Here is a 16,207-nt window from a genome sequence, read left to right as displayed (position 1 = left end):
TCCGTCCATTATGGGGGGGCTGTGGGGCAAGATAATGGTTTCGGACCGGTTCCGCGAGGGCGACAAGCCTCACATTACGGAAACAATAGGATCGCTCACCGGCGGTCAGGCCTCCTACGGCAGCTTGTCGTAGCCCTCGCCGAGCCCGTTCAGGCTGAGCGGGAAGCCGATGCCTTCTTCCGGCGTCTCGAAGATGATGAAGGTCGCGGTCTTGGCGCTGCGGAGCTGGCCGAGCAGCTTGTCGTCCATCACGACCTCGGCAACGCAGCCGTTGGGCAGGCAGCGAACGAATCCGGCGCGGCCGACGTCCTGGTTGTCGAGCTTGAGACCGAGGCCGGAGGGCAGGAGCACGCCGAGCGGGGCGACCACGCGCATCAGGCGGCTCTTCTGGTCGGCGGTCTTCAGCACGATGACGGTCAGTCCGGCATTGGAGCGGTCCTCCGCTACCACGCTCTGGATCAGGGCGCATTGCTCGCTCTGGGCGCCCGGCGGGGTGTCACAGCGGATCTGCCAGTCGCCGTGGACGGAGCGCACCGCGCCCTGCGCATGGGCAAGGCCCGGCAGCGCCAGGACGGCGATCGCCGCCAGCAGGGCGGCCAGCATCGTGGGGCGGCCAGCCCGCCGTGCCGTGCATCTCGAAAGCCCCATCGGGTCGGTCCCTCTGCTCGCCTGGGTCGCTCGCGCCCGGCGGAGTGATACGGGAATGACGGCGTCTTGAAGGCAATTCCCAAGCAAATTCCGCGCCGCCGCGCACCGCCATCGCCCGCACGAATCAGCTTTCTGCGCGGCTGTCTGCCAGTGCCTACCGCGGGCAATTCCGCTGTCAAGCCGCAGCATGCCGGGAAACGGTATTTTTGTCTGATGTTACTGGGAAATATCTTGCGGGTGACGCGTGGCCGATGAGGCCCAAGACTGCATTGCGATAGATCAAGAATTATGGTTTGAGAGGCTTGATTTCGGCGTTCTAGCGATCTGGCCCCAGTTCCTCTTAGAGGTATTCTTGCGCGGCGGTTTGTCAGGCGGGCGGATCGAATAAGCGTTTCCCGCAACTTCAGGGAACGCATTCGGGGTGATTTCCTAAGGGGAGCGCGAACGGCATGAGGATGTCGATGGGCCGGATGGGCCGGCAGTTGCTGGGATTGGCCGTGGCGGGTCTGACGCTGGCGACGGGCGGCGCGGCTTATGCCGAGCTCGGGCAACCGAAGCCCTGGGAATGGACGCTTCAGGAGTCCGGCTCCCCGGTGATGGACAACATCGTCTGGTTCCACAACTTTCTGTTCGTGCTGATCACCTTGATCACGCTGTTCGTTCTCGCGCTGCTCGTGATCGTGGTCGTCAAGTTCAATGCGAAGGCCAATCCGGTGCCGTCGCGGACCACGCACCACACGTTGATCGAGGTGGTGTGGACCCTGGTTCCGGTGCTGATCCTGGTCGGTATCGCGGTGCCGTCGTTCCGCCTCCTGTTCCTCGAGCTCGACATTCCCAAGGCGGACCTGACCATCAAGGCGACCGGCAAGCAGTGGTACTGGTCTTATGCGTATCCGGATAACGGCAAGTTCGAGTTCGACTCGCTGATGGCCCAGGACAAGCAGCCCCGGCTGCTCGGCGTCGACAATGAGATGGTCGTGCCGGTGAACAAGGTGGTTCGTGTCCAGGTTACCGGCGCAGACGTCATCCACGCCTTTGCGCTGCCGGCTTTCGGCGTCAAGATCGACGCCATTCCGGGCCGGCTGAACGAGACCTGGTTCAAGGCCACCAAGACCGGCATGTATTACGGCCAGTGCTCGGAATTGTGCGGCAAGGATCACGCCTTCATGCCGATCGCGATCCGCGTGGTCGACGACCAGGAGTTCGCCTCCTGGGTCGAGGCGGCGAAGAAGAAATATGCGAGCGGCGGCACCAGCACCTACGCCTCCGCGGCCGGCCCGACGCAGTAAGCGCCGGTCGGAGGCTCTGGGGACTGAAAGCGCCATGAAGGGCGGGACCGCATCAGGTCCGAACGGGACGCAAGGCAGGATTTGAAAATGGCAACGAGCGCAGCGGCACACGGCGATCACGCGCATGACCACGAGCACGCCCATCCGACCGGATGGCGGCGCTACGTCTATTCGACCAATCACAAGGACATCGGCACGATGTACCTGATCTTCGCGGTCGTCGCCGGCATCATCGGTGCCGCGATGTCGATCGCGATCCGGGCCGAGCTGATGTATCCGGGCGTGCAGATCTTCCACGAGGCGCACACCTACAACGTCTTCGTGACCTCGCACGGCCTGATCATGATCTTCTTCATGGTCATGCCCGCGATGATCGGCGGTTTCGGCAACTGGTTCGTGCCGCTGATGATCGGCGCGCCCGACATGGCGTTCCCGCGCATGAACAACATCTCGTTCTGGCTGCTGCCGGCCTCCTTCGCGCTGCTGCTGATGTCGACCTTCGTCGAGGGTGAGCCGGGCGCCAACGGCGTCGGCGCCGGCTGGACCATGTATGTGCCGCTGTCGAGCTCCGGTCATCCGGGCCCGGCCGTCGACTTCGCGATCCTGTCGCTGCATCTGGCGGGCGCCTCGTCGATCCTCGGCGCCATCAACTTCATCACCACCATCTTCAACATGCGCGCGCCTGGCATGACCCTGCACAAGATGCCGCTGTTCGTGTGGTCGATCCTGGTGACCGTGTTCCTGCTGCTGTTGTCGCTGCCGGTGCTCGCCGGTGCGATCACCATGCTGCTCACCGACCGCAATTTCCACACGACGTTCTTCGCGCCCGAGGGCGGCGGCGATCCGGTGCTATTCCAGCATTTGTTCTGGTTCTTCGGCCACCCCGAAGTGTACATCCTGATCCTGCCCGGCTTCGGCATGGTCAGCCAGATCGTCTCGACCTTCTCGCGCAAGCCCGTGTTCGGCTATCTCGGCATGGCCTACGCCATGGTCGCGATCGGCGGCATCGGCTTCGTGGTGTGGGCGCACCACATGTACACGGTCGGCATGTCCTCGGCGACGCAGGCCTATTTCGTCGCCGCCACCATGGTGATCGCGGTCCCGACCGGCGTGAAGATCTTCTCCTGGATCGCCACGATGTGGGGCGGCTCGATCGAATTCCGCGCGCCCATGATCTGGGCGGTCGGCTTCATCTTCCTGTTCACGGTCGGCGGCGTCACCGGCGTCGTGCTGGCGAATGCGGGCGTCGACCGCGTGCTCCAGGAGACCTACTACGTCGTCGCGCACTTCCACTACGTGCTGTCGCTCGGCGCCGTGTTCGCGATCTTCGCCGGCTGGTACTACTGGTTCCCGAAGATGTCGGGCTACATGTACAATGAAGGGCTGGCCAAGCTGCACTTCTGGGTCACCTTCATTGGCGTCAACCTGGTGTTCTTCCCGCAGCACTTCCTCGGCCTGTCGGGCATGCCGCGCCGCTATGTCGACTATCCCGATGCGTTCGCGGGCTGGAACCTGATCTCGTCGCTCGGCTCCTACATCTCCGGCTTCGGCGTCCTGATCTTCCTCTATTGCGTGCTCGACGCCTTCATGAAGAAGGTGCCGGCGGGCGACAATCCGTGGGGTGCAGGTGCCACCACGCTGGAGTGGACGCTGTCTTCACCGCCGCCCTTCCATCAGTTCGAAGTGCTGCCCCGCGTGCAGTAAGCCATCCTCCGCGGCGCCTTGACGGGCGCCGCGGCTCTATCACGAAGCGAGTTGAATTAAGTGTCCGTCCTCGACCACCACGCCATCGACATCAATCCCCGCATCTCCGAAGCGGAGGTCGGCGATTACATCGCGCTGCTCAAGCCGCGGGTGATGTCGCTGGTGATCTTCACCGCGCTGGTCGGGATGGCGATGGCACCCGGACATTTCCACTGGGTGCTGGCGATCACCTCGCTGCTCTGCATCGCGGTCGGTGCCGGCGCCTCGGGCGCGCTCAACATGGCGCTTGAAGGCGACATCGACGCCAAGATGTCGCGCACCGCGAACCGGCCGATCCCGCGCGGCCGAATCACCCGGCCCGAAGCCATGGCGTTCGGCCTGACGCTCGCCTTCTTCTCGGTGATGACGCTTGGCATCCTCGTCAACTGGATCGCAGGCGGCCTGCTCGCCTTCACCATCTTCTTCTACGTCGTGATCTACACGATGTGGCTGAAGCGCTGGACCGCGCAGAACATCGTGATCGGCGGCGCCGCCGGCGCGCTGCCGCCGGTGGTGGCCTGGGCCGCGGTGACGGGCACGGTCGACGTCGAGCCGCTGCTGCTGTTCGCCATCATCTTCTTCTGGACGCCGCCGCATTTCTGGGCGCTGGCGCTGTTCCGCTCCGACGATTATGCGCGCGCCGGCATTCCGATGCTGCCGAACGTCGCCGGCCCCGATGCGACGCGCCTTCAGATCCTGCTCTACACCATCGTGCTGATCGCGGTCGCCGCGGCGCCCTGGGCGCTCGGCTATTTCGATGCCGTCTACGGCATCGTCTCGCTCATCCTCGGCGCCGGCATGCTGGTGCTCGCGATCAACGTCTACATGCGCCGCGAGCGCAGCCAGTCGCTGCGTGCGACCCGCAAGCTGTTTGCCTTCTCGATCCTGTACCTGTTCGCGCTGTTCGCGACCCTGCTGGCCGAGGTCGTGTTCCGGGCGCTTGCTCCGGTGGCATGGGGCGCATGAGGCAGGAATGGCCGACAAACCCGAGCCAGATGGAATCGTCCTCACCGAGGCGCAGCGGAAGAGCCGTCGTCAGCGCTCAATTGCCATCGCGCTGGCGCTCGGCGTGCTCGTGGTGCTGTTCTTCGCCGTCACCATGGTCAAGGGACCGGCGGTGCTAGTGCGGCCGATGTAGGAAACATGGATCACGAACCGACCATATCGCAGGACGTCAGCGCCAAGCCGGCACATCGTAAGCCGGCCAAGGGCCGTGGCCTCGGCCGCGATGTGGTGGTCGCTTCCATCTGCGGCGTCGTGGTGGCGCTGATGGTCGGCGCCTCCTACGCGGCGGTGCCGTTCTACAATTGGTTCTGCCGCGCCACCGGCTTCAACGGCACCACCCAGGTCGCGACCTCCGCGCCGGCCACCGGCCCGATCGCGCGCAAGATCCTGGTGCGTTTCGATTCCAACATCGCGCCCGGTCTGCCCTGGAAGTTCGAACCGGAGCAGACCGAGATCGAGGTCAATATCGGTCAGGTCACGACCGTCTACTACACCGTGACCAACCAGGCCGCGCGCACCACTGCGGGGCAGGCCGCCTACAACGTCGCGCCGCTGACGGTCGGGGCCTACTTCCAGAAGATCAACTGCTTCTGCTTCACCGAGCAGACCATGGCGCCGGGCGAGAAGCGGGAGATGCCGGTCGTGTTCTACGTCGATCCATCGATCGCCGATGACCACGAGAACGACACCCTGAACACGATCACGCTGTCCTACACCTTCTATCCGGTGAAGGATCCGGTGGTGAAGCCGCTGGCGTCGGGCGAGGGCGACAAGCGCAAGGGAAATCTCTGATCGACGGGGCTCGCGCCCGGTCGGTTGGACACGAGGGGATAAGTGCCTGACAGGCACCGGATTGAGGAGAGAGACCGCAATGGCAACGGCGCACACCAAGCATCACGACTACCATCTGGTCGATCCCTCGCCGTGGCCGGCCGTCGGCTCGTTGTCGGCCTTCATCATGGCTGTCGGCGCGGTCGCCTGGATGCACCACATGTTCTCGGCCGCACCGATCGTGTTCGGCGTCGGCACCGTCGGTGTGCTCTACACCATGGCGAGCTGGTGGGCCGACGTGATCAAGGAAGCCCAGTACAAGGGCGACCACACCCGCGTCGTTCAGCTGCATCACCGCTACGGCATGATCCTGTTCATCGCCTCCGAGGTGATGTTCTTCGTGGCCTGGTTCTGGGCCTATTTCAATGCCGCGTTGTTCCCGGCCGACGCCGTTCACGCCACGCGCGATGCGGTGTTCGGTTGCGGCCTCGGCACCCAGGCGGGCGCCTGCTCCGTCCCCGGCACCTGGCCGCCCAAGGGCATCGAGACCTTCGATCCCTGGCACCTGCCGCTCCTGAACACGCTGATCCTGCTCACCTCCGGCACCACCGTGACCTGGGCGCACCACGCGCTGCTCGAGAACGATCGCCAGGGCCTGAAATACGGCCTGATCCTCACCGTCGTGCTGGGCGCGCTGTTCACCTGCGTGCAGGCCTATGAGTACGGCCACGCCGCGTTCTCCTTCGGCGGCAACGTCTATGGTGCGACCTTCTTCATGGCGACCGGCTTCCATGGCTTCCACGTGCTGGTCGGCACCATCTTCCTGCTGGTCTGCCTGTTCCGCGTCTATGCAGGGCACTTCACGCCGAAGCAGCATCTCGGTTTCGAGTTCGCCGCCTGGTACTGGCACTTCGTCGACGTGGTCTGGCTGTTCCTGTTCCTCTGCATCTACGTCTGGGGACACGGCGCCGAGACCATGGCCCACGGCGCGCACTGAGCTCCGCAAGACAGATGATCAGAAAGGGCGGCCCCAGGCCGCCCTTTCGCTTTTCAGCTGCCGGAAGCTTCGGCGGAAACTGTGATAGAGTTTGCCATCATGAACGACACAGCTGCCCCAACCGAGTCCGAGACCACGGTCCTGCAAAGCGCGCTGCGCGGGCTCGCCTGCAAATGCCCGCGCTGCGGCGAGGGCAAGCTCTATGCGGGCTTCCTGACGCTTGCGCCGCGCTGCGACCGCTGCGATCTCGACTACGCGTTCATCGATACCGGCGACGGCCCGGCGATCTTCATCATCATGCTGGCCGGTGCCATCGTGGTCGGCTGCGCGCTCGTCGTCGAGGTCAAGTATCAGCCGCCGTTCTGGCTGCATGCGTTGCTCTGGCTGCCGTTGATCCTCGCCACCACGCTGTTGCCGCTGCGCGCGATGAAGTCGCTGCTGATCGCATTGCAATTCCATCACAAGGCGGCGCCCGGCCGGCTGGTCGACCGCGCGAAATGAACGGGACTGTGCGCAAGCCTCGCGTGGCCGGCTTCGCGCTGTTCACGCTGTTCCTGACGGCCGTCTTCGTCGCACTCGGCGTCTGGCAGTTGCAGCGCCGAACGGCCAAGCACGACCTGATCGCGGCGCTTACCGAGCGCCTGGCACAGGCCCCCGTCGCGCTGCCGCCGGCGTCGCAATGGGCGACTCTGAATCCCGCGCGCGATGAATTCCGCCGCGTCAGCTTCACGGCGGTCTACGCAGCCCTGCCCGATGCGATGGTCTATTCCTCCGGCTCGGCCGTGCGCAAGGACGCCTCCGGCCCCGGCACCTGGGCATTCCTGCCGGCGCGGCTTCCGAGCGGCGAGATGGTGGTGATCGATGCCGGCTTCGTCGAGAATACGATGCAGGATCGCAGCGTCGAGGATCGCGCGGTGAAGAAGCTCGTCACGGGGCAACCGGTGGAGCTTACCGGCTATCTGCGCTTTTCGGAGGCGCCGGGATGGCTGACGCCGGCGGAGAACCGCGACAAGCGGCTGTGGTTCGTGCGCGATCATCTGGCAATTGCGCGTGCGCTCGGTTGGGGCGCGGTTGCGCCGTTCTACGTCGATCTCGAGCGCCCGGTGCCCGAGAACGGCATTCCGCGTCCCGGCCCGCTCGACGTGCATCTGAAAGACGATCACCTGCAATACGCGATCACCTGGTTCACGCTCGCAGGCGCTGTGTTGATCGCTTTTGCGGTGTGGTTGCGAGGGCGGCGGCAAAGCGGAACGCATCCGTAGATATCCCGAGGGGAACCCGGTATCGCCCGGGCTTTACCGTTCAGCCCACATTCACGAGTGTGGTCCTAAGCCGCGATGGATGGTCCGCGGCAGAGGATTGCGGCGTGAGCGATTTTGATCAGATGGGACTTGTCGTCGATTGGGTGGATGCCTGCCGCCAGGGCGACCTCGCGATGCTGCTCGACCTCTATGCCGACAACGCCGAGCTCGAATGCACCTGCAACGGCAGGCACCGCTATCACGGCCGCAGCGAGCTCGAAGCCTATTGGCAGCCGCGGCTCAGCACCTTCTCGTCGGCGGGTTTCGGGCTGGAGGAGATCCATCCCGTGCTCCACGGCGTCGATCTCGAATATTCCGTCGCCGGAGCTCTGCGCATCCGCGCGTCGTTTCGCTTCAGCTCGGAGGGCAAGATTCGCAGCACGATATGCGAGCCGGCGCTGCAAGATGCGCATGACGGTTGCGCATGCTAGCCCGATGACGCTGCGTCCCGTGTCGCCTGCATCGGCAAACGACATCGCACATAGGTTCGTTCGTGCGCACGCAGCAGTGACAGTGATCCGCTGAGCGCGCGCACGCGCTCATGCATACCGGTCAGGCCACGGCCGAAGACGTTGTCGGGGGGAAAGCCGCCGCCGTCGTCGGAGATCTCGATGACGAGCGTGTCCTCGACGACCACGGCCTGCACCTGGACATTGTTGGCCTCGGCATGGCGCAGCACGTTGGTCAGCGCCTCCTGGATCACGCGATAGACGGTCTGGGCCAGCGGTCCGCCGATCGCGTTGAGACCGGGATCGATCGTGTCCGTCAGGCCGATATGCGGTGCCTGCTTGTGAAAATTCCGGAGCAGCGTCTGCACGCTGGTCTCAAGACCGAGGTCCTCGATATAGAGCGGCCGCAGCCGGTCGAGGATACGGCGGTTGGTGTGCTGAAGCGCTTCGACCGATTGCAGCACATCCTGCGCAGACTTGCCGAGATTTCCCGCAGGCCGTGCGGCCTCGATGAGCGCGATCGTGCCGGCGCGGATGCTGAACAGAAGAGGCCCAAGCTCGTCGTGCAGCTCGCGGGCGAGATCGCGCCGCTCGTCGTCCTGGAGCGATACCAGGCGGTGCATCAGGTCGCGATTGTCCTGACTGAGTTGCCCCAGTGTCGCTGCCAGCGCATTGGCTTCCTCGCAGCTTTTCCGGATCTCCGGAGGTCCTCCGACCGGGATCGGCTTCGCGTAGTCGCCGCGCCGCATCCGCGTCAGACCTTCGCCTAGATGTTGCAGGGGCCGGAGGGCCGAACCAGCGAAGGCATAGGCAACTGTGCCGGTGAGCACCATCAGGGCAGCGACCAGGCTCGTCAGCGCAAGGAAGCCCATCCACTTCTCGAACAGGTCGGCCGACATGTCCGGGAAGAACACGATATCGCCGACATGTTTACCGTCAATGACGACCGGAAACGCCGCTTCCATCTCGGGGATGGTGATGAGGTTGACGAACCATTGCGGAACCGACTTCAGGCTGCGCAAATCCTTCGGAGCGGGCGGAGGACCTCCCTCCATGCGGCGGAATTGGATATCCGTGGAGGCGTCCAAGGACTGAACGAATGCATCGAGGATCTTTTGTGGATCGTCCGATGCGCGCAGAGTGTTGTTGAGCGCGGCGGCGATGGTCTGGATCGAACGTCGAGCCGGCTCATGCTCGTCAGCCAGCTGTTTTGTTGCAAATGTTTGCAGCAATATGCCGCCCAGGATCAGGGCCGAGAGAAGGCCCGCGCCGAGCGGAAGAAACAGTTGCGTCCTGAATGAAAGTCGCCGCCACATTAGGTCAATTCTAACGCGCATCAGGGGAATTTTCTCTTTCCATTTGTTCCCGCCGGTCTATGAGTCGAAAAACACGAGAGCGCGCGATGCAAGATACCGCCAAACCCGCGACCCGGGTCCTGATCGTCGACGACCATCCGGTGGTGCTGTCCGGTTGCCGCACCCTGTTCGCGTCCGACCACTCGATCCGTATCGACGAGGCGACCGACGCCAAATCCGGGCATCGTGCCTATGTCAGCAAGCGGCCTGACGTTACCGTGATCGACATCAGCCTGCCCGATGTCTCCGGATTCGAGCTGATGCGGCGCATCCGCAAGGACGATCCGGACGCCAAGATCATCATGTTCAGCATGAACGACGATCCGGCCTTCGTGGTGCGGGCGGTAGAGCTTGGAGCCCAGGGCTATGTTTCCAAGGGAGACGACCCCAGGATCCTGCTGAAGGCTGTGCGCAAGGTGGTCGCGGGCGACAATTTCATCTCACCGCAGCTTGCGGAAGCCGTGACGTTTTCCGGCGCGGCAATCAAGGCCAATCCAGCCTCGCAGATGACGCCGCGGGAACTTGAGATTCTCCGCCTGCTCGGACGCGGCGACAAGATCGTCGAGGTCGCGGAAGCGCTCGGCATCTCCTACAAGACCGTCGCGAACACCACGTCGCTGCTCAAGCAGAAATTAGGGGCCAAGAACCATTCCGACCTGATCCGGATCGCCGTGGAAATCGGGATGAACTGACCTGCCGCCGACGAGCGAGCCGGCTGCTCGGGAGGCAGCGCCTCGGTCGACGGACGGCGTCACCATCGGCCGGGCAATGCATGGACGATGGCGGGCACCATCCGCCGACCCAATGGGTAGCCACGGCCTTCGTTCCTCATGGAGCTCGTGCTTCAGGAAGAAGCGGTAATTTGAGGCGTGCTATGCCTAAGCCCGCAGGCGACGGAGCCGGCTTCGCCGGGAAAAACTGGAACATCTTGCGCTGCCTGACGTTTTGGCTCTTGACGACCCAACGACGGCAGTCGAAAGCTCGGACGAACAGTTTCAACGGGGGCGAAACCCCGAACGAGGCAAACCGGTCTGCACACAACGACAGACCTTCCAAGAGAAGGGCTGCGGCGACGCCGCAGCCCTTTTTCATCGCGCCAAGTAGCGATGGGGAAGCGGTTTCCCGATGCCGCAAAACGCTTTATGGTGGCCGAAGGCCTCTGGCTGGTAACAAGTAATTTCGTAAGATCAAAGGCTTAGCGGGCGAGTCTGGCTCGGGCGGCCTTTGGAGGGCAGTTTGACTCGTTATATCTCGACCCGGGGCGAAGCCCCCGAACTCGGCTTCTGCGACGTGATGCTGACCGGGCTCGCCCGTGACGGTGGCCTGTATGTGCCGGCCACCTGGCCGCAGCTTTCGGCCGAGACGATCGCCGGCTTCTTCGGCCGTCCCTATTGGGAGGTCGCGGTCGACGTGATTCGCCCCTTTGCCGGCGGAGAGATTTCGGACGCCGAGCTCGGCCGCATGGCCAACGAGGCCTATGCCACCTTCCGCCATCCGGCCGTGGTGCCGCTACGGCAGATGTCGCCACACCAGTTCGTGCTCGAGTTGTTCCACGGGCCGACGCTGGCCTTCAAGGACGTGGCGATGCAGCTGATCTCGCGGCTGATGGATCACGTGCTCGCCAAGCGCGGCCAACGCACCACCATCGTGGTCGCAACGTCCGGCGACACGGGCGGTGCCGCAGTCGATGCCTTCGCGGGCCTCGAGAATGTCGATCTGATCGTGCTATTCCCGCACGGCCGCATCTCCGAGGTGCAGCGGCGGATGATGACCACGACGGGGGCAGGCAACGTGCACGCGCTCGCCATCGAAGGCAATTTCGACGATTGCCAGGCGCTGGTGAAGGGGATGTTCAACAATCATCGCTTTCGCGATGCGACCTCGCTCTCCGGCGTCAACTCGATCAACTGGGCGCGCATCGTCGCCCAGGTCGTCTACTATTTCACCTCGGCCGTTGCCGTCGGCGCCCCGGCCCGCGCGGTGGATTTCGTCGTGCCGACCGGCAATTTCGGTGACATCTTTGCCGGCTATGTCGCCAAGCGCATGGGGCTGCCGGTGCGGACCCTGCGCATCGCCGCCAACGTCAACGACATCCTGGCCCGCACGCTCAAGACCGGCATCTACGAGGTGCGCGAGGTGCACGCCACGGCGTCCCCGTCGATGGACATCCAGATCTCCTCGAATTTCGAGCGGCTGCTGTTCGAAGCCGGCCGACGCGATGCGGCGGGCGTGCGCCGCCTGATGGAACAGCTGAAGCAGTCCGGTCGCTTCGTGCTGCCCGATGCGACGTTGGCGGCGATCCGGGAGGAGTTCGACGCAGGGCGCGCCGACGAGACCGAAACCGCGGCGGCGATCCGCGCCGCCTGGCGCGAGGCAGGCGAGCTGGTGGATCCCCATACAGCGGTTGCGCTCGCGGTCGCCGACCGCGACACCACCGACACGGCGGTGCCGAACATCGTGCTCTCCACGGCCCATCCGGCCAAATTCCCCGACGCAGTCGAGGCGGCCTGCGGCCAGCGGCCGCAACTACCCGCCTGGCTTGACGGATTGATGACCAAATCCGAGCACATGAAGGTGGTGAAGAACGATCAGGCTGAGGTCGAGCGGTTCGTGCTGTCGGTCAGCCGCGCCGCAAAACAGGGAGTTGCCGGATGAGCGTCGAGATTTCCAAGCTTGCCTCCGGCCTGACCGTCGTCACCGACAAGATGCCGCATCTCGAGACCGCAGCGCTCGGGGTGTGGGCCGGCGTCGGGGGGCGTGACGAGAAGCCGAACGAGCACGGCATCTCGCATCTGCTCGAACACATGGCATTCAAGGGAACGACCACGCGCTCCTCGCGCGAGATCGTGGAGGAGATCGAGGCGGTGGGCGGCGACCTCAATGCCGGCACCTCGACCGAGACCACGTCCTATTACGCTCGGGTGCTGAAGGCCGACGTGCCGCTCGCGCTCGACGTGCTCGCCGACATTCTCGCCAATCCTGCCTTCGAGCCGGACGAGCTGGAGCGCGAGAAGAACGTCATCGTGCAGGAGATCGGGGCAGCGCAGGACACGCCCGACGACGTCGTGTTCGAGCATCTCAACGAGCTCTGCTATCCCGACCAGCCGATGGGCCGCTCGCTGCTGGGTACGGCCAAGACGCTGCGCGGCTTCAACCGCGACATGCTGCGCGGCTATCTGTCGACCCATTATCGCGGGCCCGACATGGTGGTGGCCGCCGCGGGCGCGGTCGACCACAGCCAGGTGGTTGCCGAGGTCGAGAAGCGTTTTGCGAGCTTCGAGGCGACGCCGGGACCCAAGCCGCAATCGGCCCAGTTCGGCAAGGGCGGCGCCAAGGTGGTTCACCGCGAGCTCGAGCAGGCGCATCTGACGCTGGCGCTCGAAGGGGTGCCGCAGACCGACCCCTCCCTGTTCTCGCTGCAGGTCTTCACCAACATCCTCGGCGGCGGGATGTCGTCGCGGCTGTTCCAGGAGGTGCGCGAGAAGCGCGGCCTCTGCTACTCCATCTACACCTTCCACGCGCCCTACACCGACACCGGCTTCTTCGGCCTCTACACCGGCACCGATCCCGCCGACGCGCCGGAGATGATGGAGGTCGTGGTCGACGTCATGAATGATTCGGTGGAGACGCTGACCGAGGCCGAGATCGCGCGGGCCAAGGCGCAGATGAAGGCCGGCCTCTTGATGGCGCTGGAGAGCTGCTCGTCCCGTGCCGAGCAGCTCGCCCGCCATGTGCTCGCCTATGGCCGACCGCAGACGGTGCAGGAGCTGGTGGCCCGGATCGAAGCCGTCAGCGTCGAATCGACCCGGGATGCGGCACGTGCGCTGCTTTCGCGCAGCCGCCCTGCGGTTGTCGCATTGGGCAGCGGCAGGGGTCTGGACACGGCGGTGTCTTTTGCGGAAGGATTGACCCGGGCGCGCGCCAAGGCGCGACTGCATTAGGAGTCGCCAAGGGCGCCCGCGCCGGGAAGCATCACCATGGCTCTCTTTCGCCTGCCTTCCAGTGGACCCGCCGCCCTCGCGCCGCGCGGCAACGGGCTGCTGCTGCGCGCCCCGCAGATGTCGGACTTCCTGCAATGGGCCCATTTGCGCGAAAGCAGCCGCGATTACCTCACCCCCTGGGAGCCGATCTGGCCGTCGGACGATCTCACCCGGTCCGGCTTCCGCCGCCGCCTGCGCCGCTATTCCGAGGACATTGCCGCGGACCGTTCCTATCCGTTTCTGATCTTTCGCGAGCTCGACGGTGCCATGATCGGCGGCATCACGCTGGCCAATGTCCGCCGTGGCATCGTGCAGGCCGGCACGATCGGCTACTGGGTCGGGCAGCCTCACGCCCATCGCGGCTACATGACGGCTGCGCTGCGGGTGCTGCTGCCGACGCTGTTCGGCGAGCTCAACCTGCATCGCGTCGAGGCCGCCTGTATTCCCACCAATGCGCCGTCGATCCGGGTGCTGGAGAAGTGTGGCTTCTCCCGCGAAGGGCTGGCGCGCCGCTATCTGTGCATCAACGGGATCTGGCAGGACCACCTCCTGTTCGGCCTGCTGCATGAGGACTTCCGCGGCTGAGCCGCCCGATTGGTGCGGCCAAGTCCCCCTTTTTGCTGCCTTGGGTTCGCCGATTTTGGCGATATAACCCGCATGCCCCGGCTGGCGATCGGGCCGGACAATGTCATGGAGTACGGGCGTCGATGGTGCAGGAGCTTCGGTCATCGCGGAATACGTTGCGGCGGGGGACGGCGATCGCGCTGGCATTGTCGATTGGGCTCGCCTCTGTCTCGCCGGTGGCGGCTCAGTCACTGACCGACCGCTTCAAGAGCCTGTTTGGCGGCAAGTCCGACGAGCCGAGCCCGCCGAAGCCGCCGCCCGCGCCCGGCCAGCCGCCCGAAGACGAGGTCGATTGCCCGCAGGTCACCGTGCGTGCCGGCGCCTCGACCTACGCCGTCGGCGCCTCCGGCAAGCCCGCCGTCGGCAATGAGATTCGCTTCCAGGCCTCGATCACCAAGATGGCGCGAGAATGTTCGCGCAGCAGCGCGGGCATCACGGCCCGGATCGGCATCCAGGGCCGCGTGATTGCCGGCCCCGCCGGCGCGCCTGCGACCGTCGAGGTGCCCTTGCGCATCGCCGTGGTGCAGGGCGGCGTCGGCGAGAAGGTGATTGCCTCGAAAGCTTATCGGACCACGGTCGAGATGTCCGAGGGCGGCAGCGTGCCCTTCACGTTCGTGATTGAGGATATGACCTATCCGGAGCCCGCCCCCGCGGTCGCCGATAGCTACATCTTCTATGTCGGCTTCGACCCGCAGGCCCTCTCGCCCGAACCGAAGGGGCGGAAGAAGAAGTAACGCACAGCCTCGTGCCCCGGACGCGGCGCAGCGCGCAGCGGTGCGACGCAGAGCACAGGAGCCGCGGATGCGTGGGTCCCGGCTCTGCGGCGCGTCATTTCATACCGCACCGCGTCCGGGACACGAGGGGCTTTCGCTCAGCCAACAAAAAAGCCGGCGCTCATCGCGCCGGCTTTTTTGATTGATGAAGGCGGAACCCTCAGTTCAGCTTCTGCCTGACTTCGTTGATGCCTTTGGCGAGCAGGTCGTCGGCGACCTGGCCCTTGACCGACTGCGACAGGATCGTCGAGGCGGCCTGGACGGCAGCCTCCGCAGCGGCGGCACGGACATCAGCCAGCGCCTGGGCCTCGGCGAGCGCGATCTTGCTCTCCGCCGTCTTGGTCCGGCGGGCGACGAAGTCTTCCATTTTCGCCCTGGCCTCTGCTGCAATGCGCTCCGCTTCGGCGTTGGCGTTGGCGATGATGTCGGCGGCCTCGCGCTCGGCGCTGGCGGTACGCACCTTGTAGTCGGCCAGCACCTTGGCTGCCTCCTGCTTGAGGCGCGCCGCCTCGTCCAGCTCGGCCTTGATGCGAGCGGCACGATGATCGAGTGCCGACATCGCCGTCTTGAACACGCCGACATAGCCGAAGATCACCATCAGGATCACGAAGGCGACGGCGACCCAAAACTCAGGTGTGAAGAACATCTCGACTAACCCTTCAAGGACGCGTCAACGGCGGCATTGATCGAGGCTGCATCCGGAACGACGCCCGTGAGCTGCTGAACGATGGTGCCGGCCGCATCGGCCGCGATGCCGCGCACGTTGCTCATGGCCGTCGTGCGGGTCGAGGCGATGGTCTTCTCGGCCTCAGCGAGCTTGGCGGCGAGTTGCTCTTCCAGCGCCTTGCGTTCGGCTTCCGCCTGCGCGTTCGCCTTCTCGCGGGACTCGTTGCCGATCGCCTGCGCACGCGCGCGCGCCGACGCGAGCTCGCCTTCATAGGCTTTCAGCGCCGCCTCGGATTGATCCTTCAGCTTCTGCGCTTCGGCGAGGTCACCCTCGATCTTGTTCTGACGCGCCTCGATTGCACCGCCGACACGCGGCAGCGCGAACCGGGAGACGATCAGATACAGCGCGACGAAGGCGATCGCGAGCGACACCAGCTGCGAAGCAAAGGTGCTGCTCTCGAACGGCGGAAAGCCACCGCCGTGGTGACCGCCATCGGCCTCGGTGTGAGCGCCGGTAGCCTTGGCGCCGCCATGACTTTCAGCCATGGAGTTCTCCTGTTGCTGTCAGACGCGCCGCCTCCGACGAGGAAGCGGCGCGGAACGCGT

At 64.9% G+C, this 16,207-nt stretch carries 18 protein-coding genes; 14 read left to right on the top strand and 4 right to left on the bottom strand.

Annotated elements, in window-relative coordinates:
• Positions 1 to 114 precede the first annotated feature (114 nt).
• The gene (locus BCCGELA001_RS33955) at positions 115 to 648 is read right to left on the bottom strand and encodes an invasion associated locus B family protein (RefSeq protein ID WP_060737280.1); all 534 of its coding nucleotides are present in this window, start codon (positions 646 to 648) and stop codon (positions 115 to 117) included.
• A 449-nt stretch (positions 649 to 1,097) separates the two neighbouring features.
• On the opposite strand from BCCGELA001_RS33955, the gene coxB reads away from it, so the two are divergent.
• The 9 genes from coxB (at position 1,098) to BCCGELA001_RS33910 (ending at position 8,185) form a co-directional block, all read left to right on the top strand.
• On the top strand, positions 1,098 to 1,937 hold the full coding sequence (gene coxB / locus BCCGELA001_RS33950; protein ID WP_008541246.1) for a cytochrome c oxidase subunit II: 840 nt from the start codon (positions 1,098 to 1,100) through the stop codon (positions 1,935 to 1,937).
• An 87-nt stretch (positions 1,938 to 2,024) separates the two neighbouring features.
• Positions 2,025 to 3,641, top strand: coding sequence for a cytochrome c oxidase subunit I (gene ctaD / locus BCCGELA001_RS33945; RefSeq protein ID WP_008541248.1), 1,617 nt, complete (start codon positions 2,025 to 2,027; stop codon positions 3,639 to 3,641).
• Between the two features lie 60 nt (positions 3,642 to 3,701).
• Entirely contained in the window at positions 3,702 to 4,646 is a 945-nt protein-coding gene (locus BCCGELA001_RS33940; protein WP_008541249.1) for a heme o synthase, read from the top strand.
• Positions 4,647 to 4,653: 7 nt separating this feature from the next.
• The gene (locus BCCGELA001_RS33935) at positions 4,654 to 4,818 is read left to right on the top strand and encodes a hypothetical protein (protein WP_060737279.1); all 165 of its coding nucleotides are present in this window, start codon (positions 4,654 to 4,656) and stop codon (positions 4,816 to 4,818) included.
• Between the two features lie 5 nt (positions 4,819 to 4,823).
• On the top strand, positions 4,824 to 5,477 hold the full coding sequence (locus tag BCCGELA001_RS33930) for a cytochrome c oxidase assembly protein (RefSeq protein WP_060737278.1): 654 nt from the start codon (positions 4,824 to 4,826) through the stop codon (positions 5,475 to 5,477).
• A gap of 79 nt (positions 5,478 to 5,556) precedes the next feature.
• Positions 5,557 to 6,453, top strand: coding sequence for a cytochrome c oxidase subunit 3 (locus tag BCCGELA001_RS33925; RefSeq protein WP_008541255.1), 897 nt, complete (start codon positions 5,557 to 5,559; stop codon positions 6,451 to 6,453).
• Positions 6,454 to 6,552: 99 nt separating this feature from the next.
• Positions 6,553 to 6,954 (top strand): DUF983 domain-containing protein, encoded by a 402-nt coding sequence (locus BCCGELA001_RS33920; protein WP_060737277.1) that lies wholly within the window; start codon positions 6,553 to 6,555, stop codon positions 6,952 to 6,954.
• Positions 6,951 to 7,715 (top strand): SURF1 family protein, encoded by a 765-nt coding sequence (locus tag BCCGELA001_RS33915; protein WP_060737276.1) that lies wholly within the window; start codon positions 6,951 to 6,953, stop codon positions 7,713 to 7,715. Before BCCGELA001_RS33920 ends, BCCGELA001_RS33915 begins: the two co-directional genes overlap by 4 nt.
• Before the next feature lie 104 nt (positions 7,716 to 7,819).
• Entirely contained in the window at positions 7,820 to 8,185 is a 366-nt protein-coding gene (locus BCCGELA001_RS33910) for a nuclear transport factor 2 family protein (RefSeq protein ID WP_060737275.1), read from the top strand.
• Here BCCGELA001_RS33910 and BCCGELA001_RS33905 read toward each other — a convergent pair.
• Positions 8,182 to 9,519, bottom strand: coding sequence for a histidine kinase (locus BCCGELA001_RS33905; protein ID WP_060737274.1), 1,338 nt, complete (start codon positions 9,517 to 9,519; stop codon positions 8,182 to 8,184). The genes BCCGELA001_RS33910 and BCCGELA001_RS33905 overlap by 4 nt on opposite strands.
• Before the next feature lie 86 nt (positions 9,520 to 9,605).
• Here BCCGELA001_RS33905 and BCCGELA001_RS33900 point away from each other — a divergent pair, with 86 nt between their 5' ends.
• The 5 genes from BCCGELA001_RS33900 (at position 9,606) to BCCGELA001_RS33880 (ending at position 14,896) form a co-directional block, all read left to right on the top strand.
• Positions 9,606 to 10,250, top strand: a complete 645-nt coding sequence (locus tag BCCGELA001_RS33900; RefSeq protein ID WP_008541266.1) for a response regulator transcription factor — start codon at positions 9,606 to 9,608, stop codon at positions 10,248 to 10,250.
• Between the two features lie 544 nt (positions 10,251 to 10,794).
• Positions 10,795 to 12,213 (top strand): threonine synthase, encoded by a 1,419-nt coding sequence (thrC, locus tag BCCGELA001_RS33895; protein ID WP_008541267.1) that lies wholly within the window; start codon positions 10,795 to 10,797, stop codon positions 12,211 to 12,213.
• Positions 12,210 to 13,499, top strand: coding sequence for a M16 family metallopeptidase (locus BCCGELA001_RS33890; protein ID WP_060737273.1), 1,290 nt, complete (start codon positions 12,210 to 12,212; stop codon positions 13,497 to 13,499). The genes thrC and BCCGELA001_RS33890 overlap by 4 nt, the downstream gene beginning before the upstream one ends.
• A gap of 36 nt (positions 13,500 to 13,535) precedes the next feature.
• Positions 13,536 to 14,123: a GNAT family N-acetyltransferase gene (locus tag BCCGELA001_RS33885; protein WP_060737272.1), complete on the top strand. Its 588-nt coding sequence runs from the start codon at positions 13,536 to 13,538 to the stop codon at positions 14,121 to 14,123.
• A gap of 122 nt (positions 14,124 to 14,245) precedes the next feature.
• The gene (locus BCCGELA001_RS33880) at positions 14,246 to 14,896 is read left to right on the top strand and encodes a hypothetical protein (protein WP_060737271.1); all 651 of its coding nucleotides are present in this window, start codon (positions 14,246 to 14,248) and stop codon (positions 14,894 to 14,896) included.
• A gap of 199 nt (positions 14,897 to 15,095) precedes the next feature.
• Here BCCGELA001_RS33880 and BCCGELA001_RS33875 read toward each other — a convergent pair whose 3' ends face one another.
• Complete coding sequence (locus BCCGELA001_RS33875) at positions 15,096 to 15,581, bottom strand: F0F1 ATP synthase subunit B family protein (protein ID WP_060737270.1); 486 nt, start codon at positions 15,579 to 15,581, stop codon at positions 15,096 to 15,098.
• A 5-nt stretch (positions 15,582 to 15,586) separates the two neighbouring features.
• Entirely contained in the window at positions 15,587 to 16,147 is a 561-nt protein-coding gene (locus tag BCCGELA001_RS33870; RefSeq protein WP_008541272.1) for a F0F1 ATP synthase subunit B, read from the bottom strand.
• Positions 16,148 to 16,207 lie beyond the last annotated feature (60 nt).

It is taken from the genome of Bradyrhizobium sp. CCGE-LA001, assembly GCF_000296215.2.
In the GTDB taxonomy this organism is placed as follows: Bacteria; Pseudomonadota; Alphaproteobacteria; order Rhizobiales; family Xanthobacteraceae; genus Bradyrhizobium.
This window is presented reverse-complemented; position numbering and strand designations above follow the sequence as displayed.

What these genes read in the sequence shown, in the direction of transcription:
- BCCGELA001_RS33955 (WP_060737280.1), bottom strand. Translation starts at nt 648, where the DNA reads ATGGGGCTTTCGAGATGCACGGCACGGCGGGCTGGCCGCCCCACGATG.
- coxB (WP_008541246.1), top strand. Translation starts at nt 1,098, where the DNA reads ATGAGGATGTCGATGGGCCGGATGGGCCGGCAGTTGCTGGGATTGGCC.
- ctaD (WP_008541248.1), top strand. Translation starts at nt 2,025, where the DNA reads ATGGCAACGAGCGCAGCGGCACACGGCGATCACGCGCATGACCACGAG.
- BCCGELA001_RS33935 (WP_060737279.1), top strand. Translation starts at nt 4,654, where the DNA reads ATGGCCGACAAACCCGAGCCAGATGGAATCGTCCTCACCGAGGCGCAG.
- BCCGELA001_RS33930 (WP_060737278.1), top strand. Translation starts at nt 4,824, where the DNA reads ATGGATCACGAACCGACCATATCGCAGGACGTCAGCGCCAAGCCGGCA.
- BCCGELA001_RS33925 (WP_008541255.1), top strand. Translation starts at nt 5,557, where the DNA reads ATGGCAACGGCGCACACCAAGCATCACGACTACCATCTGGTCGATCCC.
- BCCGELA001_RS33920 (WP_060737277.1), top strand. Translation starts at nt 6,553, where the DNA reads ATGAACGACACAGCTGCCCCAACCGAGTCCGAGACCACGGTCCTGCAA.
- BCCGELA001_RS33915 (WP_060737276.1), top strand. Translation starts at nt 6,951, where the DNA reads ATGAACGGGACTGTGCGCAAGCCTCGCGTGGCCGGCTTCGCGCTGTTC.
- BCCGELA001_RS33905 (WP_060737274.1), bottom strand. Translation starts at nt 9,519, where the DNA reads ATGTGGCGGCGACTTTCATTCAGGACGCAACTGTTTCTTCCGCTCGGC.
- BCCGELA001_RS33900 (WP_008541266.1), top strand. Translation starts at nt 9,606, where the DNA reads ATGCAAGATACCGCCAAACCCGCGACCCGGGTCCTGATCGTCGACGAC.
- BCCGELA001_RS33890 (WP_060737273.1), top strand. Translation starts at nt 12,210, where the DNA reads ATGAGCGTCGAGATTTCCAAGCTTGCCTCCGGCCTGACCGTCGTCACC.
- BCCGELA001_RS33885 (WP_060737272.1), top strand. Translation starts at nt 13,536, where the DNA reads ATGGCTCTCTTTCGCCTGCCTTCCAGTGGACCCGCCGCCCTCGCGCCG.
- BCCGELA001_RS33880 (WP_060737271.1), top strand. Translation starts at nt 14,246, where the DNA reads ATGGTGCAGGAGCTTCGGTCATCGCGGAATACGTTGCGGCGGGGGACG.
- BCCGELA001_RS33875 (WP_060737270.1), bottom strand. Translation starts at nt 15,581, where the DNA reads ATGTTCTTCACACCTGAGTTTTGGGTCGCCGTCGCCTTCGTGATCCTG.
- BCCGELA001_RS33870 (WP_008541272.1), bottom strand. Translation starts at nt 16,147, where the DNA reads ATGGCTGAAAGTCATGGCGGCGCCAAGGCTACCGGCGCTCACACCGAG.